Origin of the sequence: Actinoplanes sp. M2I2 (genome assembly GCF_023544445.1) — a bacterium.
Classification (GTDB): Bacteria; Actinomycetota; Actinomycetes; order Mycobacteriales; family Micromonosporaceae; genus Actinoplanes.
Genome location: NZ_JALPVJ010000015.1, coordinates 216992 through 239248, shown reverse-complemented (window position 1 = coordinate 239248; position 22257 = coordinate 216992). Strand labels below are relative to the sequence as shown.

Here is a 22257-nt window from a genome sequence, read left to right as displayed (position 1 = left end):
CGAATCGCCCTCATGATTGAGGGACGATCGGACGCCCGGCCTGGCCGGCTCGGAAGGAGGTCACCCATGCCACCTTCGGTGACGCTGTCGGTGATCACCCCGATGTACAACGAGCGCGAGGTGGTCGACCACTTCGTCGCCCGGTTGCGGCCGGTCCTGGACGGGCTCGGCGACACGTACGAGGTGATCGCGATCGACGACGGCAGCAGCGATGCCACCGTCTCCCGCCTCCTGCAGGTGCGGGCCGACTGGCCCCAGCTGCGCGTCGTCTCGCTGCGCCGCAACGTCGGCCACCAGACCGCGCTGAGGGCCGGGCTGCGCAGTGCCCACGGCGACTACGTGGTCAGCATCGACGCCGACCTGCAGGACCCGCCCGAGGTGATCGGCGAGATGCTGGCGACGGCCCGGCGCGAGACGGTCGACGTGGTCTACGGGGTCCGCAGCGACCGCAGCACCGACACGGCGTTCAAGCGCAACACCGCGGGCGTCTACTACTGGATGATGCGCCGGCTCGTCGGTCCGTGGGTCAGCGACCAGGCGGGTGACTTCCGGCTGATGAGCCGGACGGTCGTCGACGTCCTCAACGAGCTGCCCGAGCCCCGCCCGGTGTACCGGCTGGTGGTGCCGTCGCTGGGCTTCGCCGGGGCCGAGGTCGCCTACACGCGCCAGGAGCGGGTCGCGGGCCGGACGAAATACCCGCTCTCCCGCATGATCCGGCTGACGTTCGACAGCGTGACCGGCTTCTCGGCGGCGCCGTTGCGCATCGCGACCTGGCTGGGGCTGCTCAGCTTCGTCCTCTGCGTGGGGCTGATCGTGTCGGCGCTGGTCGCCTGGGGGAGCGGCGGCGTGGTGCCGGGGTGGACGTCGCTCTACATCGCGGTGCTGCTGCTGGGCGGCATCCAGCTGATCTGCCTGGGGCTGCTGGGGGAGTACGTCGGCCGCATCTACATGGCTACGCAGCAGCGGCCGCCCTATCTGGTCGCCGTCGACACCGCCGATCCAGCCGCGCGGGCCGTTCCTCCCACCTTGGAAACTGTCACCCCAGCCGCAGACGCGCCGTCCATTGCCGTGGGCGCCACGTCCTCAGGGGGCGCAGCTTCTCCAGCCTTGGGTGCTGCGTCCTCAACCGCCGACGCCGCGTTCTTGGCCGCAGGCACCGTGTCTCCGGATGGAGAGTCTGCCTTCCCCGCTGCGAGGTCGGCCCCAGCTGCAGGATCGATCACTTAGGCTTCGAGCCCAGCCTTACCCCACCTCGAGCTTCACTCTCTTGGGTGGCGGCTCTACCTGCGGTTCGCGATCTGTCTCGCGGCCGGCCGGCCTGCCCCTGCAGCTCACGGTTTGTTTGCGGGTCGCGGGTCCGCCTCGGCAGTGTCGATGGTGAGCGCGACCATTGGCGCCGTAAGTCAGCTGACCAGCAGTTTGACGAGGCGGTCCAGCTCTTCGGAGGGGTCAACGGCCAGGCCCATGTGGACGGGGCCGGCGCGCAGGACGGTGCTGCGCGGGGCGACGAGCCAGCGGAACCGTTCGCCCTGGCTGATGTCGGCCGCGGCACCGGCGCCGCCGCAGGTGGCGTTCCAGGAGGTGAGTGCGGCGCCGATGGCGGGGACGTCGGCGCCGGGGTCGACGGCCAGCAGGCGGTCCTCGCGGAAGTCGGTGCGGGCGGCCAGGAAGTCACGGCGCTGGCAGTAGAGGACGACGCCGACGTTGATCAGCTCGCCGCGCTCGATGCGGGGGACGGCCTGGATGATCGCGTACTCGTACGGGACTCTCACGGCAGCCACGCCTCCGGGCGCTCGGCACGGGCGGAGAGATGGACCAGGTAGGCCTCGCGGTCGCCCTCGTCGAGCCACTCGTCCGGCACGAGGGCGATGACCTCCTCGAGCAGCGCGGGGGTGAGGCGCTCGGCGAGCGCTGGCCCCTCGGTGGCCAGCTCGGTCGCGTACGGCTTCAGAACGTGGTCGTCCCACTTGTACGGACGGTGCACGACGGCCGAGGCGCGAGGCCAGTTGTGATGGAAGTACAGCGTCGCGCCGTGGTCGATCAGCCACAGGTCGCCGTGCCAGACCAGCAGGTTGGGGTTGCGCCAGCTGCGGTCGACGTTCTCCACGAACGCGTCGAAGGCGATCACCCGCGAGGCCAGCCCATGGTCGACCGGATGTACGACGGGGTCGTAGCCCAGCGCGCCGGGCAGGAAATCCATGCCCAGATTGGCCCCCGCGCTGGCCTTGATCAGCGCTTGGACCTCCTCGTCGGGCTCGGCGCGGGCGACGACCGGGTCGAGGTCGACGACGGTGAGCTCGGGCACCGGCAGGCCGAGGCGGCGGGCCAGCTCACCCGAGATCACCTCGGCCACCAGGGCGCGGGGGCCCTGCCCGGCGCCGCGAAACTTCACCACGTACGTACCGAGGTCATCCGCCTCGACCACGCCGGGCAGCGAGCCACCCTCACGCAGCGGAGTGACGTAACGAATCGCGGTGACCTGACGTAGCACCCCGCAACACTAGCGTCCGTTTCGTGGTGGGAGCCGGGCTACGGTGTGGCCCGGCCGCCGCCTGGACGTGGGCCTGGACGTGCGCCGGAATTGCCCGGATGCCGGAGATGGATCTGGGTGAATCCGGCGTGCGGCCAGGCGGCGGCTGGACCGGCCCGCGACTCGACCCCCACCACGAGCACAGGTGGCCGGCTAGACGGACTCGGGCCCCTGCTTGCGGAGTTCGTCGACCTTGGTCATGGCCTGCCGCAGATCGGACAGCCACTGGTCGGTGTGCTGGCCGACCAGCTTGACGCACCAGGCCAGCGCCTCGGAACGGGAACGGGCCACGCCGGCGTCGACCAGCGTGTCGAGAATCTGCCGCTCGGGCTGGCGCAGCCGCGTCATGACCGGGGCGGACAGATGGGTGAACAGCTCGTTGGTGTCGCCGCAGCGGATGCCCCAGGCGACTTTGCGCTGGTAGCGGTGCTCGATCTGCCGGGCGACCCGGATGCGGGCGTCCCGGGTGTCCTCCCGGAACTGGTTGATGCGGCCGCCGTGGGCAGCGGCCCGGTCGGCCTCGGTGGCGTCGGCACCCAGCTCGGGCTCGGCCACGCGCCCCCAGATGATGATCTCGTCGCGGTCGATGACGATCTCGGGCCGCTCGGTGAACCAGCCGTCCGGAATGGCCCCGGTGACCCACGCGGCGGCGTCATCGGCGTTAGGCGGCTCGACACGTCCCAGCGGTGCGGTGCGAATACGCATGTTTCCTCCCCAGCAGCTTGCTTGATTACATGCTTACACCGTTTCAGCTGCGAGTGGCCACCCTAGATGCAAGGCATAGCTCGGTCAGGACGAACATGGCCGCCAACTCGCCGCGCTCCGCGACCGGCCAGGATCGGCTCGGGCGGGCCGATGACATCGCCGGGAAGACTCGGGCGGCCGAGCACATCGCTGGAGAAAACGGGCACTACGGTCGATCGCTCGTCGCTGTGCGACGCGGTTCCCGTCCGCCGGGTCGCGCTCATTCCTGAGTGAGGCGACTACGGGTGTGCTGTCTACTTAGTGGTTGTCCAGTTGGACTGCGGCGTCGAAGTCAAGGCGTCGTATGCCGGCGGCGCATCGACCAGCACCGAGGCGCTTCCTCACGGCCTGTGCCGGGTCGATGACCGCCGTCGGTCGGGCACCGCCGTTTGTCGGTCGGGCACCGCCGTCTCTCGGGCGCTGCCGTTTGTCGGTCGGGCACCGCCGTCTCTCGGGCGCTGCCGTTTGTCGGTCGGGCACCGCCGTCTCTCGGGCGCTGCCGTTTGTCGGTCGGGCACCGCCGTCTCTCGGGCGCTGCCGTTTGTCGGTCGGGCACCGCCGTCTCTCGGGCGCTGCCGTTTGTCGGTCGGGCACCGCCGTCTGTTTCTGCTCTCCGCTGAGGTGTTGCCGTTGACCCGTAGTTCGGCTTTGGCGCCGGAGGGGATCGGGCAGCTACTCGGCTCCTGCGCCGCCACGACCGGTCCTTAGGTCGAACCCGAAAGCGTAGCCCGGTTCATAATTTGGAGGCGGAGAACAGTCGACGATCGGCTCGCGCGGGCAGCTCTATCATCTCCTGACAATTGCACCCATCTCATGGAAGGCGCCGGCCGAGGTAAATCGAGATTCCGGCGTTGTGGTGTGTTTCGCTCAACCGGATACCACCAGTCCGCCACGGGCTCTTCTTCTTCTCGTACATACGTTTGAATTTGGCATGATCGAATGCTGGAGTGGGCCCGGTGGAGCGGGATAATTGGGTGGTGCGACAGCTGCAATTGTTTACCTCGGCCCAATTGGCAGTAATGCGCGACCGGACGCGGTCACCCCGTTATTCACCGGAGCGAGAGAAGTTTCGTCAGGAACACGCCCGCCATCGTGCCTGGGGATTGACACAACGACACGCCGAAAAACTCAGCCGGCTGCGGGGCGCGGTTGCCCAGTCCCCACCACTGCAGTCGCCCGACGCGGCGCGGCCCAACGTCCCGTCGGCGAACCCGCAGATTCCCACGTCGCCGTCGCCGTCGCCGTCGCACTCTGCGGTTGCGCCATCGCCTTCCCCCGTGCCGATTCCGTCATCGGCCCGCACGGCGCAACGGACTCGCAACCCCATACGGTCCGGGTCGCCGCTGTCATCGCGGTCCGTGGCGAAACCCGGGATCTTGTCTTCAGCGCAGTTCCCGCCACCGATCCGTTCCGTTCCGTCGCTTCAGCTCCGATCGCCGTCCGGGTCAGACTGGACTCGGGCGACCGCGACGGTGGGCGGTGGCACCGACGGGTGGAGATCCGGTGGGACCTCGGATGCGGCATCCTGTGATGCCTTGCCGCTTCGAGTGCTGTGGTCGGCGCCAGGTCCGCCGTCGCCTTCGCTGTGGACCCGTTCCCGGTCGTCAGGTCCGGAATCCCGGTTCGCCCCGCCGTCGCAGGCGTCGCCGTCGTCGTCGCCGAGGGCGTTGTCGTTGTCGTTGTCGTTGTCGTCGTTGCCAGGGCCGTCGCAGTCGCAGTCGCAGTCGCAGTCGCAGTCGCAGTCGCAGTCGCAGTCGCAGTCGCAGTCGCAGTCGCAGTCGCAGGCGTTGTCGTCGTCGTCGGCGCCACGGTCGTTACCGCCGGTCGCGGTCGCCGTCGCGGGCATTGCCGTCGCCGTCGCGGCCGTCGCGGTCGTTACCACCGTTGCGGTCGTCGCCATCGCCGGCGTTCCCGTCGCTACCGTCACCGCCGCGGTCGTTCCACCGCCACCGCCACCGCCACCGCCACCGCCACCGTCGCGGTCGCCGCCACCGCCACCGCCACCGTCGCGGTCGCCGCCACCGCCACCGCCACCGCCACCGTCGCGGTCGCCGTCGCCGCCGTCGCGGCCGTTACCTCCACCTCCACCGCCGCCACCATCGCGGTCGCGGTCTCCGTCGCGGGCGTCGCTGCCGTCGCCATCGTCGCGGGCGTTGCCGCCACCATCGCGGTCGCCGTCGCGGGCGTCGCTGCCGTCGCGGGCGTTGCCGCCGCAGCCACCGCCACCGCCACCGCCACCGTCGCGGGCGGTCGCTGCCGTCGCTGCCGTCGCGGTCGCCGTCGCGGGCGTTGCGGTCGTCGTTGCCGTCGTCGCCGCCGCGGTCGTTACCACCGTTGTGGTCGCGGTCGCCGCCACCCGTCGCGGTTGCAGGCGTTGCCGTCGTCGTTGCCACCGTTGCGGTTCCGGTCGCAGGCGTTGCCGCCGTTGCTGTGGGCGTCGCGGTCGCTGTTGGCTTGGGCTTCGTTGCGGTCGCGCCGGTTTTCGTTGCCGTCGCTGTGGGCCTCGTCGTCGCTGTCGCGGTCGCCTTCGCCGTTACGGCTTCAGTCGTCGCTGTCGTTCGTTGGCCGTCCTGTCTACGCGGCCGGCGCCACTCCCGTGGTCGTCAGTTACGTCGTCCTGGTCCTCATTGCCGTCGCCGTGGTCTCGGTCTCTGCCGTCGCGGCGTTCGCCAACGGTTCGCGGTGGTCGGTGAAAAAGTGCTGCCGTGCCCGCGACAGGGCGCTGCATGTTTGTCTTGGTGCTGTTGCGGTGCCGTTCTTCGCGCGCTATGCCTAAATGGCGAACTGCGAGACTTCTCACAGTGGAAAGCAGACATGCTTTTGAAAAGCTGTAACTGCGTGCCGAGCAATGCCGCCGAGTGGTGACTAGGGGCTGCGAATGATCTGCTCTATCATTATTTAGTTATGGTGGAGTGTTGGTTCGTTTGTGGCTTTCGAATTGCACCTCTAAGACGCAAGTGCGGTCATTGTCTTCAGTGGGCGTCGCTGACACGCTGATTGGTCGGGCCGGTGGCAATTTGGTTTGTCAAGGAAACGGCTGCCTCGGCGTACTTGTCTCGGTTATCGCTGACCGTGTGGCGTTGTGGTTTGCCGCGGGCTCCCGGCGGTTCGCCGACGCCGCCTCGGCGTTCGAGCCTGATGCAGCTGGCGGTCTGGTGGGCTTCGGGCGGGTGACGGCACGCGGTGGGCGGACGGTGGGGCCGCGGTGGCAAGGCCGGGGGGACGGTGCGGGTGGCGTGGGGCGGGGAGACTTGGGGGGTGAACTCTGAGTTGCGTGCTGCTCTGGCACCCGTTCTGCGTGACCTTGACGGGCCGGATGGCGTCCGGGTGCGGGTCGAGGAGAGCGACTGGGCCGCCGACATCCCGCTGAGGAGTGCGGGGGCGATGCTCTGGGACACGGACGGCTCGGGCATGGGGGTGCGGGTCGAGTTGCGGCGGCCTCGGGCTGTTCAGGTCGCGTTCGTCGCTGATCAGGTTCAGGAGTTCGCGGTCGAGGCGTTGTGGCGGCTGGGGCGGCCGACCAACTGGCCCCGGTGCCCGCGGCATCCGGCCACCCATCCGGCGGCCGCCGAGGAGCGGGGTGGCGAGGCGTACTGGGTCTGTCCGGTCAGCCGGGAGACGATCGGCGTAATCGGCGGCTTGGGGGCACCCGGAGGGGGCTGATGTTGGCAGACTGGCGGCATGGAACTGCCGATCAACCCGCCGGTCAAGCCGATGCTCGCCAAGCCCGTCGCCGAGATCCCGCCGGGGCAGGTCTACGAGCCCAAGTGGGACGGGTTCCGGTCGATCATCTTCCGGGACGGCGACGAGGTGGAGATCGGCAGCCGCAACGAGAAGCCGATGACGCGCTACTTCCCCGAGGTCGTCGAGGCCGTGCTGGCCAATTTCCCCGAGCGGGTGGTGATCGACGGTGAGGTCATCGTGGCCGACACCGCGCGTAACAGCCTCGACTTCGAGGCTCTCCAGCAGCGTATCCACCCCGCCGCGAGCCGGGTCAAGCTGCTCAGCGAGCAGACGCCGGCCAGTTTCGTGGCCTTCGACCTGCTGGCGATCGGCGACGAGGATCTGACCGAGGTGCCGTTCGGCGAGCGTCGTGCGCGCCTGCTCGAGGTGCTCAAGGAGGCCAAGCCCCCGGTCTACGTGACTCCGGCGACCGATGATCTCGAGACGGCCACCCGGTGGTTCGCCGAGTTCGAGGGGGCTGGGCTCGACGGGCTCATCGCCAAGCAGCGGGAGCTTCTGTACCAGCCCGACAAGCGGGTCATGACCAAGATCAAGCACAAGCGCACGGCCGACTGCGTGGTGGCCGGCTACCGGGTGCACAAGTCCGCCGACGATCGGATCGGCTCGCTGCTGCTCGGGCTCTACGACGAGCGCGACGTGCTGGTGTCGGTCGGGGTCATCGGGGCGTTCCCGATCGCCGTACGGGAGGAGCTCTTCGCCGAGCTGCAGCCGCTGGTCACCGAGTTCGAGGGCCACCCGTGGAACTGGGCCGCCCACCTCGAGGGCGAGCGCACCCCGCGCAAGAACGAGGTCAGCCGGTGGAACAACGGCAAGGACCTGTCGTTCACGCCGCTGCGGCCGGAGCGTGTGGTCGAGGTCCGCTACGACTACATGGAGGGTCTGCGGTTCCGGCACACCGCCCAGTTCGAGCGGTGGCGGCCCGACCGCGACCCGCACACCTGCACCTACGAGCAGCTGGAACGCCCGGTGCAGTTCAACCTGGCCGAGGTCCTGACCAGCCGCTGAGCCGACGGCGGACCAGCCGCTGAGCCGACGGCGGACCAGCCGCTGAGCCGGCGGCGGGCCGGCCGCTGAGCCGGCGGCGGGCCGGCCGCTGAGCCGGCGGCGGGCCGGCCGCTGAGCCGTCGCGGACGGTCCGCCGGATCGGCCGCTGACAGAGTCTTGTCAGACGGACCGGTTAGCCTTTCCGAAGCAACCCGCCGTCGAAAGGTCAGCAACGTGCAGCGTCGCTCCCGCTCGGTGATCGCCGTCCTCGCCGCGGTCCTGACCGTCGCAGCCGGGTGCACTGTGCCTGCGTTCGCGCCCAACGGGTCGAGCGAGGCCGGCCCGGTGACGTCCTCGGGCGCCCCGGCCGCGAGCGGCACCGCCGACTGGCGTCCCTGCCCTGAGGTGCCGCAGCAGCTCGTCGGTCAGAGCGCGCCCGGCATGACCTACGACTGTGCCAAGGTCAGCGTGCCGCGCGACTGGAAAGATCAGAACAACGGCGAGACCTACTCGATCGCCATGATCCGCATCCGGTCGTCCAAGCAGCAGGGCCGCATCGGCTCGCTGCTGCTCAACCCGGGCGGTCCGGGTGGCTCCGGCGTCGAGACCGCGGTCTACTTGTCGTTCGGCGAGGCGTTCGGTGGTCTGCCCACCGAGATCACCAACAAGTTCGACATCATCGGGTTCGACCCCCGCGGCGTCGGTCGTTCCGACCCGGTCAAGTGCATCTCGCCCACCGACCAGGACCAGAGCTTCAGCGCCCCGCCCGACCCGACGAGCCAGGCCGAGTTCGACAAGCTCGTCGCGCTCAACAAGAAGGTCGCGAGCGACTGCGGCGCCAAGTACGGCGACCAGCTGCCGTTGTTCTCGACCGAGCAGGCCGCGCACGACATGGATTCGCTGCGCGAGGCCGTCGGTGACGACAAGATGAGCTACCTCGGCTACTCCTACGGCACGCTGCTCGGCGCCACCTACGCCCAGCTCTTCCCGACCAAGGTGCGGGCGATGGTGCTCGACGGCGCGGTCGACCCCAAGCAGAACTTCGTCGAGGGTTCCGAGACGCAGGCCAAGGGCTTCGAGCGGGCGTTCACCAACTTCACCAACTGGTGCAAGGCGACGACCGACAAGTGCCCGATCGCGGCCGACGCCCGCAAGGCGGTGACCGACGCGCTCACGGCCGCGGCCACCAAGCCGGTCGCGGGCACGGACGGGCGCAAGGCGACCCAGGGCTGGATCTTCACGGCGGTCATCTCGTCGCTCTACACGGAGTCGGGCTGGGCCAAGCTGGCCGACGCGATCGCCGAGCTCCGGCAGGGCAACGCCAAGGGCGTGTTCGTGCTGGCCGACCAATACGCCGAGCGCAAGCCCGACGGCACCTACAGCAACCTGTTCGACGCCAACCTGGCGGTCAACTGCGCCGACACCGAGGACGCGCCATCGATCGACGAGGTGCGCCGGCTGCAGGGCGAGTGGCGCCAGAAATATCCGTTGTTCGGGGCGGCGCTCGCGATCGGCATGCTGCCCTGCGCGGTGTGGCCCGGCCAGCGCGACCCCTACCCGGCCGGGGCGGCCTCCGGCGCGCCGCCGATCGTGGTGGTCGGCACGACCGGCGACCCGGCCACGCCGTACGAGAACACGGCCGACCTGGCCTCGATGCTGGGCGTCGGGCAGGTGCTGACCTGGGAGGGTGAGGGCCACACGGCCTACCCGAGCACGTCCTGCATCGTGAAGGCGGTCGACGGTTACCTCATCGATCTGAAGGTGCCGCAGGAGGGGCTGCGCTGTCCGGCAAAGTGATGCCGTCGCGCTCGGCCATGGCCTCCAGCAGGGCGCGCACCTGGCGCAGGTTGGCCTTGAGCTCCTCCTGCTCCTCGTGGTGGAACGCGTCCGAGTCGACGATCAGCTTGCTGGCGAAGTGCGCGGTGATCAACGGAATGACCACCAGCACCATGATCGAGATCAGCACGCCGGCCAGCACCCGGGCCTGCCACGTCTCGGGTGAGATGTCGCCGTACCCGACGGTCGACGCCGTCACGACGGCCCACCAGATCGCGTCGCCGATCGACTGTTCCTTCTCGAAGAAGTGGTAGAGCACGCCACAGACGACGATGAGGATGGCGTACGCGAGGATCAGCGTGCCGGGCGAGTTGGCCAGCCACACGATCCCGCGGTACACCCGGTAGAACGGCTTGAACAGCTCCTTCATGGCGACATGGTGCCTGAGCCGCGCTCCCCGGCGTAGGTCCTCTCGGACAGAATTCCCCGACGATGACCGGCGATGACAGGCGCCGACCGGCGATGAGAGACTGCCGCGATGAAGTTCCGCACCGCGGCCCGGGCCGATGTCCCCGCCGTGCTCCAGCTGCTGGCCGACGACGACATCAGCCGTGACCGTGGTTTCGGGGACGCGCCGGTGGCCGAGGACGTGGACGCGGCGATCTGGGCCGCCTTCGAGGAGATCGACGCCGACCCGAACAACGAACTGATCGTCGCCGACGACGACGGCGAGGTCGTCGGCACGTGTCAGCTGACCTTCACGCCCGGCCTGAGCCGCCACGGCGCCCGTCGCCTGACGATCGAGGCCGTCCGGGTGCGGGCCGACCGTCGCGGCGCCGGCCTGGGCCGCGAGCTGATGCGGTACGCCTTGACGCGCGCCCGCGAGCGCGGCTGCCGGATCGCCCAGCTGACGACCGACAAGCGTCGCGAGGACGCCCACCGCTTCTACGCCGGGCTGGGCTTCACCGCCTCCCACGAAGGCCTGAAGCTCGCCCTCTGATGCCGGCCGTCACCGGGCCCGGGGAACGCCACCGAGCCGCCCACAGCGCCGAGCGGGCGGCGGCGCTCTTCGACGAGCTGGACCGGCCACACCGGCCCCGATGAGAACTACGCGTCCCAGTTCGCGGCGTTCTTGCGGCTGGGCTGGACCCGGGGCGGCTCGCCGGGCATCTTCGGGTGGTCGGGTGGATAGGGCATGTCGCCCTGGCCGTTCTTCTCGTCGCGTTCGACCCACTCGAGCAGCGGCGTCAGGTCGTGGGCCACGTCGTCGATGGCGGCGTGCGGGTCGCCCACCTCGGCGAAGCGCTTCGGCAGGGTGCGCAGGTCGAAGTCGTCGGGCTCGACGTCGGGCAGCTCGGCCCAGGTGACCGGGGCCGACGCGGTGGCCCGGGCGTTGGCCCGCAGCGAATAGGCGCAGGTGATCGTGCGGTCGCGGGCCATCTGGTTGAAGTCCAGGAAGACCCGTTCGCCCCGCTCCTCCTTCCACCAGGCCGTGGTGATCAGCTCGGGGCGGCGGCGTTCGGCCTCGCGGGCCAGGGCGATCGCGGCCCGGCGGACCTCGACGAAGGACCACTGCGGCGCGATGCGGACGTACACGTGCACGCCCCGGCCGCCGGACGTCTTGGGGAAGCCGGCCCAGCCCAGGTCGTCGAGCACCTCGTGCAGCACCCCCGCCGTGGCCACCACGTCGGCGAACGAGTTGCCGGGCTGCGGGTCGAGGTCGATGCGCAGCTCGTCGGGGTTGTCGGGCGCGCCGGCGCGCACCGGCCACGGATGGAACACCACGGTGCCCATCTGGGCGGCCCAGGCCACGTGAGCCAGGTCGGCCGGGCACAGCTCCACCGCCGTACGCATGCTCGGGAAGGTGATCTGCGCGGTCTTGATCCAGTCGGGCACTCCGCGGGTGGGGATGCGTTTCTGGAAGAACGTCTCGCCCTCGATGCCGTCGGGGAAGCGCTGCAGCGTCGTCGGCCGGTCGCGCAGCGCGCGCATGATGCCGTCACCGACCGACCGGTAGTAGTCGAAGACGTCCCGCTTGGTGTAGCCCCGCTGCGGGAACATCACCTTGTCCGGGCTGGTCAGCCGCACCTCGTGGCCGGCAATCTCGATGAGTTCCGCTGCGGCTTTCGGCATGCGTCGACCATAAACCGCCGGGCCGCCGGCCGAGATCCCCGAACGGCGAGATCAACACCTGAGGTCGTAGCCGGGTGGAGCGTACGGATCGCTGCTCCCGCCGAGGGCCGCGGCGCGGCGAGCAGGGCGCTGCGCGCCCAGAACGCTCACCCCGCCACGGCGACGTGCGGGAGTGGTCGCGCTCAGATCTAACTGCGGACGCGGTTGTCGAGCGGTTGCGGCTGGCTGACCCACCACTCCGGCGGGACCACGTCGCGGATCTCGTCCGCGATGGCCTTCAGATGGTCGCCGGTGGCGTGGCCGTGGTGGGCGTCGGCGATGCCCTTCACCCGCACATACCATTCGGCGAGTTGTTCGCACTTGACCGAGATCTGGTAGTCCATGGGGCCGACGCTAGGCCCGCGGTGTTCCGATCGCCCTCGGAACCGCTCACCGGCACCCGCACGAGGTGGTGCCGGTGGCGTCGGCGCGTCAGGCGTCCTTGGGGTCCAGCTTGATCGAGAGGCTGTTGACGCAGTGACGGGTGTTCTTCGCCGTCATGTGCTCACCCCGGAAGACGTGGCCGAGGTGGGAGTCGCAGCGCGCGCAGCGGATCTCCGTCCGGACCATGCCGTGGGAGTGGTCGTTGATCTCCTTGACCGCCCCCGGGATGGCGTCGTCGAACGACGGCCAGCCGCAGTGCGAGTCGAACTTGTAGTCGCTGGGGTAGAGGGCGGCGCCACACGCGCGGCACTCGTACGTGCCCTCGGTCTTGGTGTCGACGTATTCGCCGGACCAGGGCGCCTCGGTGCCGGCCTGGCGCAGGACCCGGAACTCGTCGGGAGAGAGGCGCACGCGCCACTGCTCCTCGGTGGTGGGCAGGGTGGTCTCGTTCAGTGCCATGCACCAAAAGTACGTCGCACTCCCCGTGTGGCCGGAGTACTTCGTGTCGGTCGTTGAACAGGGGCATGGAAGATGCATCGCCGGCGACCTTCCGGCCCACCTGTCGACAAGCCCTCGGGCGGGGTCTCTACCTCGGCTCGCTCGTCGCCCTCGGGGTGGTGCTGATCACCATGGTGCTCGCGCCGCCCGGCCCGCTGTGGGTGGCGGCGCTGGCCGGGCCGGTGGTCCCCGGGGCGCTGATCGGGCTGCTGGTGGGGCGGATGACCGGCACCCAGATCAGCGCGCGGGGCATCCGTACGGTCTCGATCTTCCATGGCGGCGTCGCGCCCTGGAACGAGGTCGTCGACCTGCGCGCGGAGCGGCGTGGTGGCCGGACGGTCGTGTCGGTCTATCTCGACTCCGGGGCGAGTGTGCAGCTCCAAGCGCCGTACAGCGGAGGTCTGTTCGCGGCCGACCCCGGGTTCGAGGGGAAAATGATCACTTTGTCCCATCTGTCCCGGAGTCACCGTTTCGGTGGTCTTCCGGGATGATGACCCGCCGAGGGCGGTTAACGGGTAAATCGGGCATTTGCCGCTAAGCTCCCCACCGGACCTGAGAACACCGCAACAGGAATGGATTACTCCTCATGAGCTCAATCAGCCGGATCGTCGCCGTCGGCCTGCCTGCCGTCGGCCTCTCCGCCGCTCTCGCGCTGGGTGTCTCCCCGGCCCTGGCCTCCGAGGCCACCATCGAGCGGGCCGTGCCGGTCGTCGCCGCCACCGGGTACGGCGAGCCGGACGCCACCGACGAGGCCCCCACCCGCGGGCAGGGTGGCTACGGCACGCCGGGCACCAAGGCGCCGGCCGCCACCGCGGCCACCACGCCGGACACCGACACGCCGGACACCGACGTCCCGGACACCGACACCCCGGGCACCGACACGCCGGGCGACGAGCTTCCGGACACCGACACCCCGACCCGGGGCAACCCCGGCTACGGCCCGACGCCCACCGCCAGCGTCGACACGGTCGCGCCGTCCGCCGCGCCGACCACGAGCACCCCGAGCGGCGCGCTCCCGGCCACCGCCACCCCCGGTGGCGGCGTCAGCGCCGGTGGCGCCCTCCCGGTGACCGGCGCCCCGATGGGCACGGTCATCTCGCTCGGCGCCCTGCTGGTCGCCGCCGGTGCCGCGTCGGTCTGGTACACCCGCCGCCGCCGCAGCGCCTGACCTACCCGCTGCACCCAGCGCCTGACATCCCCGCTGCGCGCGTCGCCGCCACGCTCGACGCGCCCGCCCAGCGGGACCGCGGTGTCAGACGCACCCTGAAAAGAGGCCGCCCGACCCGGGTGGCCTCTTTTCGCGTTCCCGGGGGTGCGGCCGGCTGGGTGACGTCGTCTCGCGTTTCCGGACGGGGTGTGGCTTGCTGGGGGCGTGTCCTTGCGTCCCTGAACGGGCTGCCGGGCGCGGTCTTTTCGCGATTGCGGACGGGTGCGCCCCGCTCGGTCTCGTGCGGACAGTCCGTGGTGCGGTGTCCGCCGTGGTGCGGCGCCTGCCGGTCGGCGGCCGGCGCCGACCTGTCAGCGTGTGGATGCCGCCGGATCGCCGGCGGCCGTCACGGCGTGAGCTGGGCCGCCAAGACCGCGTGGATGTCGGGCGGATGCAGGCTCAGCTCTTCGAACTGGTCGGCGGTGGCCCACAGAAGCTCGAAGCTGTTGTCCGGACCGTTCTCGACGGCTTCCGGGCCGGACAGCACCGGCGTTCCCACGACGTCGGCCATCAGGAAGTAGAAGGCCGGGCGGTCGTTGTGCCGTCCCGCCCACAACTGCCGGTCGATCGTGGCGCGCAACCCGGTCTCCTCGGCCAGCTCGCGCAGCGCGGCCGTCTCGGCGGTCTCCCCGTCCTCGACGTGGCCGCCCGGAAGCACCGCATAGCGATGCCCGAGGCAGTCCGGGCCGGGCCGGCCTTCGTTCGCACACCTGACACAGGCCGCGGACGACTGCCGGCGGAGGAACCGCTTGATCACCAGCACGCGCGGGCCTTCGATCACGACCGCGACCGCCCGGGGAATCGTCACCGCAAAAGTATGGCCCTGACCAGCCCCGGAACGGTGCCGACCACCCACGACACACTCGAATCCACGCTGATCGTCTGCGGTGGGCCGGGCCAACTGTCGGCGGCCTGCGAGCCTGGCGCCGATTACTCGCGTTCCGTTGATGCGGTGCCTGTTTGCGCCTCGTTGTGACGCGCTCACCGTTCATGCCCGGCTGTTCACGGGCAGCGGCCCGCCCGACCGCTGTTCCCACCCGATCGGCTGCGAGCTCGCCCTCGCGGGGGCGGGGAGCAGCGCCGGGTCCGGTTGAAGCGCGGCCGCTCACGCAGGTCGCCCGGTCGGGTCGAGCGTTCTGGGCGCGCCGCGCCCTGCTCGGCGCGGCCGGGCCCTCGGCGGGAGCAGCGATCCGTACGCCCCACCCGGCTACGACCTCAGGCTCTTGATCGAGGCTTTTGACCAGGGCTCGTGATGGCTGATCACCCGGCCACGCTTACAGCACGAAGGCGTCCGTCCAGAGCTGCCGTGATTTGCCGGAGAGCGCCTGCATCAGCCCCACCGCCTGGTTGTCGGTCAGCCCGGCCACGAAGTCGACGACGGCTCGTCCCCGGGCGCGGTCGAGGCGTTCCGGGGTGCCGTCGGGCAGCTCGGCCTCGGCCAGCTCGACCAGGTCGCGCAGGCGGCTCGGGATGCGTTCCTCCTCGTCGGGGTCGATCAGCCAGGCCATCAGGGCGTCGACCAGGGACATGACCAGGCGGCCCTGGCCGCGCTGGTGCAGGGCCAGGTCGGGGCGGGCCAGCACGAAGCGGTTCTGCACGAACTTGAGGATCTGGACCTCGTGCCACTGGGCTGTGGCGAGTTGCACATGGCCGGACCGGACGGCGGGGTCGGCGATGGTCTCGACCGACTCGACCAGGCGCCGCGTCCAGGTGGCCGCGAACGCCGCGACCTGGGCTTCGGCGTCCAGGGAGCCGTCGAAGGGGCGGGCCAGCAGGCCGTCGACGAGTTCGGCCCGCACCAGTTCGACGGCGGCGGCGAAGGCGTCGTCGTCGGCCATCCAGGCGTCCTTGCGGTGCAGCTGGCGCCGCAGGGTCTCGATGGCGCCGCCGGCCCGGGTCAGATCGGTCGAGGGGCCCCAGCGCTGCCAGGCCATCAGCTCGGTGGCGACCGCGCCCTGCTGCAGGACGCCGACCCGGTGCACGTCCTCGAGGTCGTGGATCGCGTACGCGATGTCGTCGGCCGTGTCCATGACCGAGGCTTCCACCGTCTGCTGCCAGTCGGCGACCCGGCCGGCGAACGGCGCCCGGGCCGCGCGCATGTCGGCCACCTCGGTCGAGTAGGCGCCGAACTTGAGCGAGCCGCCCTCGGGGTCGTCGGGCGGTGGGGCGGCGCCGCGCGGGGCCGGGTCCAGGAAGCGCTGGGGGTCGCGGCGGGTCCACGGGTATTTCAGGATCGCGGCCCGGACGGCGTTGGTGAGGTTGAGCCCGATGGTGGCCTGGCCGCGGCTCTCGGTGCTGGTGACGATCCGGTACGACTGGGCGTTGCCCTCGAAGCCGTCGCGCAGCTTGAGCCGCTGGCGGGCCACCCGGTCGAGCACCCGCTCGCCGAGGTGGCCGAAGGGCGGGTGGCCCAGGTCGTGGGCGAGCGCGGCCGCCTCGACCACGTCGGGGTCGCAGCCGCCGAGCTTGTCGGCCAGGTCGGCGTCGACGCGCTCGGCGATGGCCCGGGCCACCTGGGCGACCTTGAGGCTGTGGGTCATCCGGTTGTGCACCAGCAGGCCGGCGCCCCCGGGGCTGATGACCTGGGTGACACCGGCGAGCCGGGCGAAGAACGGCGACGCGACGATGCGGTCGCGGTCGACGCGGAACGGGCTGGAGGCGAGGTCGCCGGGGGCGACCAGCCGGTCGCCGAAGAGGCGCTGGGCCCGGGGATCGTCCATCCCCGGAAGGTTACCGGGCCCGGCGGGCCTCGAAGATCATCGGGCCTGGAGGGCGTCCAGGGCGACGGACATGGCCGCCACCAGGCGACGGTCCACCTGCGGGTCGTGGATCGTGACGACGTAGCGGTCGCGCAGGCCCCACTTCTTGACGACCGAGAAGACCGGGCGGTCGGCCAGGACGAAGTCGAAGTGGTATGGCAGCCACGACAGCGACTCGACGAAACGGCGCAGGATCGCCACGAGCGTGTTGGTCTCGCGGCCGGTCATCTCGCCGTAGTTGGGCTGCTCGAGGTGCCAGGTCGAGCGGATCAGCGATTCCTTGAAGTTCTTGCGGAACAGGCCGATCGGGGCGCCGGCCGCGTCGGTGACGTCGTAGCTGGCGCCGAAGTCGATGCGCTGGCGGGCCTTGAAGCCGAGGACCGGCACCTGCTTGGTGTCGTCGGTGTAAAGGGTCACCTGCTCCTTGAACGCCATCCGCTTCTGCTGCGCGAAGGCGAGGAGACCGGCCTCCTGGCCGTCGGGGGAGACGGCATGGATCTCGTATTGGTTGACCATCAGCTTGACGCGCTGACGGATGATCAGCTGCTGCTGGTTCTGGAGGGTGTCGACAGTCACGGATGAGCAGTGTGTCACAACTGTCATCCGCTGGCGGGAGGCCGGTTGATCCGGTCAGACTGGTCGGATGGCGAAGCGAGGACGTACAGGATCATTGATCGCGCTGGCCCTGGGCGCGGCCGCGGTGTGGGTCGCACGGGACATCCCGCGCCAGATGGGCGCCCGGGCCAAGGGGGAACGGCTCGCCCGCATGCAGGCGTCGCCCCAGTTCGCCGACGGCAAGTTCCACAACACCGTCCCGGCCACGATGCTGGCCGCCTCGTCGATGCCGAAGATCCTCACCGAGACCTTGCGTGACCGGGACCGGCGGCACCCGCGCCTGCCGATCCCGGTGGTCACCCCCGAGACGGGAACGAGCGCCGACGGACTGCACGTCACCTGGTACGGCCACTCGTCCGCGCTGGTCGAGATCGAGGGCAAGCGGGTACTGCTCGACCCGGTGTGGAGTGAGCGCTGCTCGCCGTCGCGCCTCTCCGGTCCCAAGCGCCTGCACGAGCCGCCGGTGGCGCTGCGGGACCTGCCCCCGCTCGACGCCGTGCTGATCTCGCACGACCACTACGACCACCTCGACATGGAGACCATCCAGAACCTGGTCGACCTGCAGGCGGCGCCGTTCCTGGTGCCGCTGGGCGTGGGCGCCCACCTGGAGCGCTGGGGGGTGCCGGCCACCCGCATCGTCGAGCTGGACTGGAACGACACCCACACCGTGGCCGGCCTCGAGTTCGTCGCGACGGCGGCCCGCCACTTCAGCGGGCGTGGGTTCAGCCGGGACGGCACGCTCTGGACCAGCTGGGTGATCAACGGACCGACCCGCAAGGTGTTCTACTCCGGCGACACCGGCTACTTCCCGGGCTTCGCCGAGATCGGTGAGAAGCACGGCCCGTTCGACGTCTCCCTGGTGCAGATCGGGGCGTACAGCGAGAACTGGCCCGACATCCACATGTTCCCCGAGGACGGCGTGGCCACCACCGTCGACGTGCGCGGCGGGCTGATGATCCCGGTGCACTGGGCGACGTTCAACCTGGCCCTGCACGACTGGCCCGAGCCGGCCGACCGTACGTGGCGCGAGGCCAAGGCCCGCGACGTGCGCCTGGCCGTCCCCCGGCCCGGCGAGCGCATCGACGTCGACAACCCGCCCGCGGTGGACGGCTGGTGGCAGCAGATCGCGTAGCGGCCGCGCTCCTGGTCCTCGGCAACGGGCTCGTCCCCTCCCCGTCGGGCTTCACACTTTCGGCGGGGAGCCTGGCCCGGGTGCGGGCTGCGGTCTCCCACCCGTACGGGGAAAGAGTCGTCTTCTCCGGCGGCTGGGAGCAGGCCCGATCGGGCGCGGCCGAGCCACCGCCGGGGTGCCGCGAGGCCGACCTGATGCGGGCGGCGGCCGTGGGCCTGGGCCTGGATCCGGCGGTCGTGCGGGTCGAGTGCCGGTCGCGCAGCACGCTGGAGAACCTGCTGCACGTCCGGGCCGACGGCCTGCTCGACGGGTTGCGGCTGGGCCCGGAGCGGCCGCTCGGGCTGGTCACGCACGCCTGGCATCTGCCCCGGGCCCGCTATCTGGCGGCCAAGGTGCTGGGGCTGCGCGGTGACGCGTTGCTCGACGTGCCGGCGGCCGGGCGGCCGGGGGGCGGCTTCTTCGAGTACGGGATCCGGGCCGCGTCACGACTCTGCTTCCTCGGCGTCCGTGATCCGGACGTGTTGCTGCGGCGGGAGCGACGGATGGTGGCGATGATGCGCCGCGGGGTATAGCAGCGGCCATGGTGGTGCTTGTGCCGGTTTTTCAGCCGGATACCGGGTTGTCCCGTCTGGTGGCCGACGTGCGCGAAGCTGACCCTTCGACCCCGATAGTCCTGGTCGACGATGGCAGCCACAGCCCGGTCGACGTGCCCGGCTGCACGGTGCTGCGGCACCCGGTGAACCGGGGCAAGGGCGCGGCGCTCCGGACCGGGTTCGCGTACATCGCCGAACATCACCCGGACCAGCCGGTGGTCTGCGCGGACGGCGACGGGCAGCACGGGGTGGAGGACATCCTGCGGGTCGCCGCGCTGGTGGAGACGACCGGCCACCTCGTGCTGGGGGTGCGCCGGGTCCGTCGGATGCCGCCGCGGTCCCGGCTGGGCAACGCCGTCACCCGCGAGCTGTTCCGCGCCGCGACCGGGCGGTGGGTGCCCGACACCCAGACCGGCCTGCGCGGCTACCCGCCGGAGATGCTGTCCTGGCTGGGTGAGGTGCCGGGGGAGCGCTTCGAGTACGAGATGAACGCGCTGCTGGCCGCGACCCGCGCCGGGCATCCGATCGAGCAGGTGGAGATCGCTACCACCTATCTGAACGGGAACGCTTCGTCGCATTTCGGGTCGGTCAGCGATGCCGCCCGGGTCTATCGGGCGCTGTTGCGCTTCGCGGTCGACCGGTTCTCGTAGCCGATCGGCCGGCGGTTCGATCGGCTACGAGTTGGTCGGCCGGCGAGTTGGTCGGCCGGCGAGTTGGTCGGCGGGCGAGTTGGTCGGCCGGCGGCCGGTCAGGCTCCCGCGCTGTAGGCGGCCGCGAACAGGGCGACCAGCAGCAGCGCCACGGCAGCCATGATCCGGGCGGTGGGAATCCACGCGTACGGGCGGGTGGTCCGGCCCGGTGCCGGCGCGCGCCGCCCGGGCCGGCCGGTGAAGCGACCGCGACCGACGTGGTAGCCGGCGACGACGACAGCCGCCGCGGTCAGCAGGAAAGCGACGCTCACTGCGGAACTCTGGTGGAACGGCATGGCGTACCCCCGTGGAGATGCGTAGCGGTGCCGGATGGTGAACGCCAGTGTGGGGGCGACCGGCCCCCACAATCCACCGGATATGCGGGCAGATACGACGGGATGCGGCACTTCCGGGGACGAAGCTGCCTGTCGCCTATCCGACTGTCCGCAGCGCCGGACCGAGCCGCCGGACGGCCAGCACCGGCGCCAGCGTCACCACGAGGTAGAGGGCGCCCCCACCGAGCAGGGCGGCGCGGAGGCCGACGCTGTCCACCGACAGGCCACCGAGCAGGCCTCCGAGGGGGATGCCCGCGAACGAGAGCGCGCCGATCACCCCGAGGACACGCCCGCGCAGGTGCGCCGGGACGCGTTCGTAGCTGACCGCCATGAGGATCGGGTTGACCGTCGAGATCGCGATCCCGGCGCCGAACGCGACGGTCAGCATCAGCCACAACTCCTCGGTCAGAGCCATCGTGAACAGCCGTGGAGAGCCGGCGACCAGAAAGCACAGCACGAAGGTGATCGCCCGTGGCAGCCGGACGGCGAGCACCGAGTAGACCGCCGCGCCCAGCCCGAAGACCCCTCCGACCAGGCCGAAAGCGACGATCAGCACAGTCGCCGGGCCGAAGGCCGCCACCAGAACACCGCCGAGCGGCAGGCCGACGAGGAGGGCCGCCCGGCCGAAGCCGTCGAAGAGGGCGGTCGCCCGGGTCATCGGTGTGCCGGAAGCCTCCACCGCGAGCGGGAGCAGGGCCCGCTTGGCGATGTTGCCGCAGCCGCCGACCGCGCCGGCGATCATCACCGCCGCCACCAGCCGCCCGAACGTCAGTTGTCCGAGCAGATGCAGCACCGGGATGACGCTGACCGCCACCGCGCCGGCCACGTCGGCGGCGATGGCGACGCGGCGGGGGCTCGTCCGGTCGACCAGGGCGCCGCCGAGCACGCCGGCCAGGACGAACGGCAGCGTCTGGGCGAGAGCGACCACGCCGACCCGCGTGGCCGAGCCCGTCGTGACGAGGACCAGCCACGGCACGGCGACCGTCGCGATGTGGCTGCCGGCCAGCGACACCGCCTCGGCGGTCAGCAGCCCGGCCGGCGGTTTCATTCGCCGGTGTCGAGCATCGGCAGGATCTGCCACTGCACGCTGACCCGGGCCGTGTCGTCAGGCGCCGCGGCGGCGTACTCGTCGCGAGGGCCTTGAATCGCCGGCTCAGGTCGATGGCCTGCGCCGGGGACAAGTGTCAGGAAACCTCGGACGGGGATCGGGGGACGCAGATCTTCACCGCGCCGGGGACCACCTTGGCCGAGAACGACTTGGTCTTGGTCCGGGCGCCGCCGTCGAGTTCGTACTCCATCTTGGACTCGAGTTTGACGTCGATGCGGCGGGCGCGGGTCGTGCGGACGAACGGGGAGCTGTCGCTGCGGCCCACGGCCATCGTGCCCAGGGCCCGCGCCCACTGCAGGGCACCCTGCGCCGTGGCCACGCCGACGTCGAGCCAGCCGTCGTCGGGCTTGGCGTCGTCGAAGGCCCGGATGCCGCCGGTGATCTTGCTGACGTTGCCGATCAGCACGCAGCTGGCCTCGTCCTCGAACCACTTGGTGCCGTCGATGGTGATCGTCGCTGTGGCCGCCTCGCCGTTCACATGGCGCAGACCGGCCCAGACGTACGCGAGCTTGCCCAGCCGGTCCTTGAGGTTGCGGTCGGCGTCGCTGATCATCGCGCCGTCGAAGCCGATGCCGGCCATCACGCCGAAGTGTTCGCCCTCGAGTTTGCCCAGGTCGATCGCGTGGTCCGAGCCGTGCAGGGCGATGTCGACGGCCTTGCCCAGGTCGGCCGGGATGCCCAGGTTGGTGGCCAGCAGGTTGCCCGTGCCGGCCGGGATGATGCCGACCGGCACCTTGTGCTCGGACCGCGCCACCACGTCGAGGGACCGTTGCACGATGCCGTCGCCGCCCCAGACGATCAACCGGTCGGGTTTGTCCTCCAGCGCCGAGCGGACGGCCTTCGGCGCCTTCTTGCTCTTGGGCACCTCGTACCAGGCCAGGTCGTCGATCTCGGCGTCGGTCAGGCGGCGGCGGAGCTCGTCCAGGCCGCCGCCCAACGTCTTCTTCTGGTGGGCTACAACGGCGATCCTGCTGGGGGTACGCATGG

General features: G+C 70.7%; 26 protein-coding genes. 11 read left to right on the top strand and 15 right to left on the bottom strand.

The features are described from left to right. Window positions 1-66 precede the first annotated feature (66 nt). The gene (locus HJC40_RS29785; RefSeq protein ID WP_250006116.1) at window positions 67-1227 is read left to right on the top strand and encodes a glycosyltransferase; all 1161 of its coding nucleotides are present in this window, start codon (window positions 67-69) and stop codon (window positions 1225-1227) included. 176 nt (window positions 1228-1403) lie between these two features. On the opposite strand, the gene HJC40_RS29780 is transcribed toward HJC40_RS29785, so the two are convergent. From HJC40_RS29780 to HJC40_RS29760, 5 genes are all read right to left on the bottom strand, one after another. Continuing rightward, a complete protein-coding gene (locus HJC40_RS29780) occupies window positions 1404-1772 on the bottom strand; it encodes a DUF3037 domain-containing protein (RefSeq protein ID WP_250006114.1) in 369 nt (122 codons plus the stop codon). After that, entirely contained in the window at window positions 1769-2491 is a 723-nt protein-coding gene (locus HJC40_RS29775) for a HipA family kinase (RefSeq protein ID WP_250006112.1), read from the bottom strand. The genes HJC40_RS29780 and HJC40_RS29775 overlap by 4 nt, the downstream gene beginning before the upstream one ends. A 192-nt stretch (window positions 2492-2683) precedes the next feature. Further along, entirely contained in the window at window positions 2684-3235 is a 552-nt protein-coding gene (locus HJC40_RS29770) for a hypothetical protein (RefSeq protein WP_250006110.1), read from the bottom strand. A 1462-nt stretch (window positions 3236-4697) separates the two neighbouring features. Then, window positions 4698-5120: a hypothetical protein gene (locus tag HJC40_RS29765; protein ID WP_250006108.1), complete on the bottom strand. Its 423-nt coding sequence runs from the start codon at window positions 5118-5120 to the stop codon at window positions 4698-4700. A gap of 77 nt (window positions 5121-5197) precedes the next feature. Next, window positions 5198-5506 (bottom strand): hypothetical protein, encoded by a 309-nt coding sequence (locus HJC40_RS29760; protein WP_250006106.1) that lies wholly within the window; start codon window positions 5504-5506, stop codon window positions 5198-5200. A 133-nt stretch (window positions 5507-5639) separates the two neighbouring features. Between HJC40_RS29760 and HJC40_RS29755 the strand changes: the two genes are divergently transcribed. The 4 genes from HJC40_RS29755 (at window position 5640) to HJC40_RS29740 (ending at window position 9799) form a co-directional block, all read left to right on the top strand. Next, window positions 5640-6050, top strand: a complete 411-nt coding sequence (locus tag HJC40_RS29755; protein ID WP_250006104.1) for a hypothetical protein — start codon at window positions 5640-5642, stop codon at window positions 6048-6050. A 482-nt stretch (window positions 6051-6532) separates the two neighbouring features. After that, the gene (locus tag HJC40_RS29750; protein ID WP_250006102.1) at window positions 6533-6937 is read left to right on the top strand and encodes a hypothetical protein; all 405 of its coding nucleotides are present in this window, start codon (window positions 6533-6535) and stop codon (window positions 6935-6937) included. 18 nt (window positions 6938-6955) lie between these two features. After that, complete coding sequence (locus tag HJC40_RS29745) at window positions 6956-8023, top strand: ATP-dependent DNA ligase (protein WP_250006100.1); 1068 nt, start codon at window positions 6956-6958, stop codon at window positions 8021-8023. 213 nt (window positions 8024-8236) lie between these two features. Then, window positions 8237-9799, top strand: coding sequence for an alpha/beta hydrolase (locus HJC40_RS29740; protein WP_250006098.1), 1563 nt, complete (start codon window positions 8237-8239; stop codon window positions 9797-9799). Here the strand turns inward: HJC40_RS29740 and HJC40_RS29735 are convergent. Then, window positions 9750-10208, bottom strand: a complete 459-nt coding sequence (locus tag HJC40_RS29735; RefSeq protein ID WP_250006096.1) for a potassium channel family protein — start codon at window positions 10206-10208, stop codon at window positions 9750-9752. The genes HJC40_RS29740 and HJC40_RS29735 overlap by 50 nt on opposite strands. 108 nt (window positions 10209-10316) lie before the next feature. On the opposite strand from HJC40_RS29735, the gene HJC40_RS29730 reads away from it, so the two are divergent. Further along, the gene (locus HJC40_RS29730) at window positions 10317-10778 is read left to right on the top strand and encodes a GNAT family N-acetyltransferase (protein WP_250006094.1); all 462 of its coding nucleotides are present in this window, start codon (window positions 10317-10319) and stop codon (window positions 10776-10778) included. A 107-nt stretch (window positions 10779-10885) separates the two neighbouring features. Here the strand turns inward: HJC40_RS29730 and ligD are convergent, their stop codons facing one another. The 3 genes from ligD to msrB form a co-directional block, all read right to left on the bottom strand. Continuing rightward, window positions 10886-11911, bottom strand: a complete 1026-nt coding sequence (gene ligD, locus HJC40_RS29725; protein ID WP_250006093.1) for a non-homologous end-joining DNA ligase — start codon at window positions 11909-11911, stop codon at window positions 10886-10888. A 188-nt stretch (window positions 11912-12099) separates the two neighbouring features. Then, window positions 12100-12294 carry a hypothetical protein gene (locus HJC40_RS29720; RefSeq protein ID WP_250006091.1) on the bottom strand — a complete coding sequence of 65 codons (195 nt, stop codon included), beginning with the start codon at window positions 12292-12294 and terminating at the stop codon, window positions 12100-12102. A gap of 88 nt (window positions 12295-12382) precedes the next feature. Continuing rightward, complete coding sequence (msrB, locus tag HJC40_RS29715) at window positions 12383-12793, bottom strand: peptide-methionine (R)-S-oxide reductase MsrB (protein WP_250006088.1); 411 nt, start codon at window positions 12791-12793, stop codon at window positions 12383-12385. Between the two features lie 65 nt (window positions 12794-12858). On the opposite strand from msrB, the gene HJC40_RS29710 reads away from it, so the two are divergent. Next, window positions 12859-13323 carry a hypothetical protein gene (locus tag HJC40_RS29710; RefSeq protein WP_250006086.1) on the top strand — a complete coding sequence of 155 codons (465 nt, stop codon included), beginning with the start codon at window positions 12859-12861 and terminating at the stop codon, window positions 13321-13323. Window positions 13324-13418: 95 nt separating this feature from the next. Continuing rightward, window positions 13419-14000 (top strand): hypothetical protein, encoded by a 582-nt coding sequence (locus HJC40_RS29705; RefSeq protein ID WP_250006084.1) that lies wholly within the window; start codon window positions 13419-13421, stop codon window positions 13998-14000. 385 nt (window positions 14001-14385) lie between these two features. On the opposite strand, the gene HJC40_RS29700 is transcribed toward HJC40_RS29705, so the two are convergent. From HJC40_RS29700 to HJC40_RS29690, 3 genes are all read right to left on the bottom strand, one after another. Further along, window positions 14386-14847 carry an NUDIX hydrolase gene (locus HJC40_RS29700; protein ID WP_250006083.1) on the bottom strand — a complete coding sequence of 154 codons (462 nt, stop codon included), beginning with the start codon at window positions 14845-14847 and terminating at the stop codon, window positions 14386-14388. Between the two features lie 466 nt (window positions 14848-15313). Continuing rightward, complete coding sequence (locus HJC40_RS29695; protein ID WP_250006080.1) at window positions 15314-16759, bottom strand: deoxyguanosinetriphosphate triphosphohydrolase family protein; 1446 nt, start codon at window positions 16757-16759, stop codon at window positions 15314-15316. A 36-nt stretch (window positions 16760-16795) separates the two neighbouring features. After that, complete coding sequence (locus tag HJC40_RS29690) at window positions 16796-17374, bottom strand: hypothetical protein (protein ID WP_250006079.1); 579 nt, start codon at window positions 17372-17374, stop codon at window positions 16796-16798. A gap of 67 nt (window positions 17375-17441) precedes the next feature. Here HJC40_RS29690 and HJC40_RS29685 point away from each other — a divergent pair, with 67 nt between their 5' ends. From HJC40_RS29685 to HJC40_RS29675, 3 genes are read left to right on the top strand one after another with little or no spacing between them, the layout of a single operon-like run. Further along, entirely contained in the window at window positions 17442-18545 is a 1104-nt protein-coding gene (locus tag HJC40_RS29685) for an MBL fold metallo-hydrolase (RefSeq protein WP_250006077.1), read from the top strand. Beyond that, window positions 18527-19117 (top strand): YdcF family protein, encoded by a 591-nt coding sequence (locus tag HJC40_RS29680; RefSeq protein WP_250006076.1) that lies wholly within the window; start codon window positions 18527-18529, stop codon window positions 19115-19117. Before HJC40_RS29685 ends, HJC40_RS29680 begins: the two co-directional genes overlap by 19 nt. Before the next feature lie 8 nt (window positions 19118-19125). Continuing rightward, a complete protein-coding gene (locus HJC40_RS29675; protein ID WP_284043893.1) occupies window positions 19126-19788 on the top strand; it encodes a glycosyltransferase family 2 protein in 663 nt (220 codons plus the stop codon). A gap of 98 nt (window positions 19789-19886) precedes the next feature. Here HJC40_RS29675 and HJC40_RS29670 read toward each other — a convergent pair whose 3' ends face one another. From HJC40_RS29670 to HJC40_RS29660, 3 genes are all read right to left on the bottom strand, one after another. Further along, window positions 19887-20099, bottom strand: a complete 213-nt coding sequence (locus HJC40_RS29670; RefSeq protein WP_250006071.1) for a hypothetical protein — start codon at window positions 20097-20099, stop codon at window positions 19887-19889. Window positions 20100-20259: 160 nt separating this feature from the next. Further along, window positions 20260-21210 carry an MFS transporter gene (locus tag HJC40_RS29665; protein WP_250006069.1) on the bottom strand — a complete coding sequence of 317 codons (951 nt, stop codon included), beginning with the start codon at window positions 21208-21210 and terminating at the stop codon, window positions 20260-20262. 136 nt (window positions 21211-21346) lie between these two features. Then, the gene (locus HJC40_RS29660) at window positions 21347-22255 is read right to left on the bottom strand and encodes a diacylglycerol kinase family protein (RefSeq protein WP_250006067.1); all 909 of its coding nucleotides are present in this window, start codon (window positions 22253-22255) and stop codon (window positions 21347-21349) included. Between the last annotated feature and the right edge of the window lie 2 nt (window positions 22256-22257).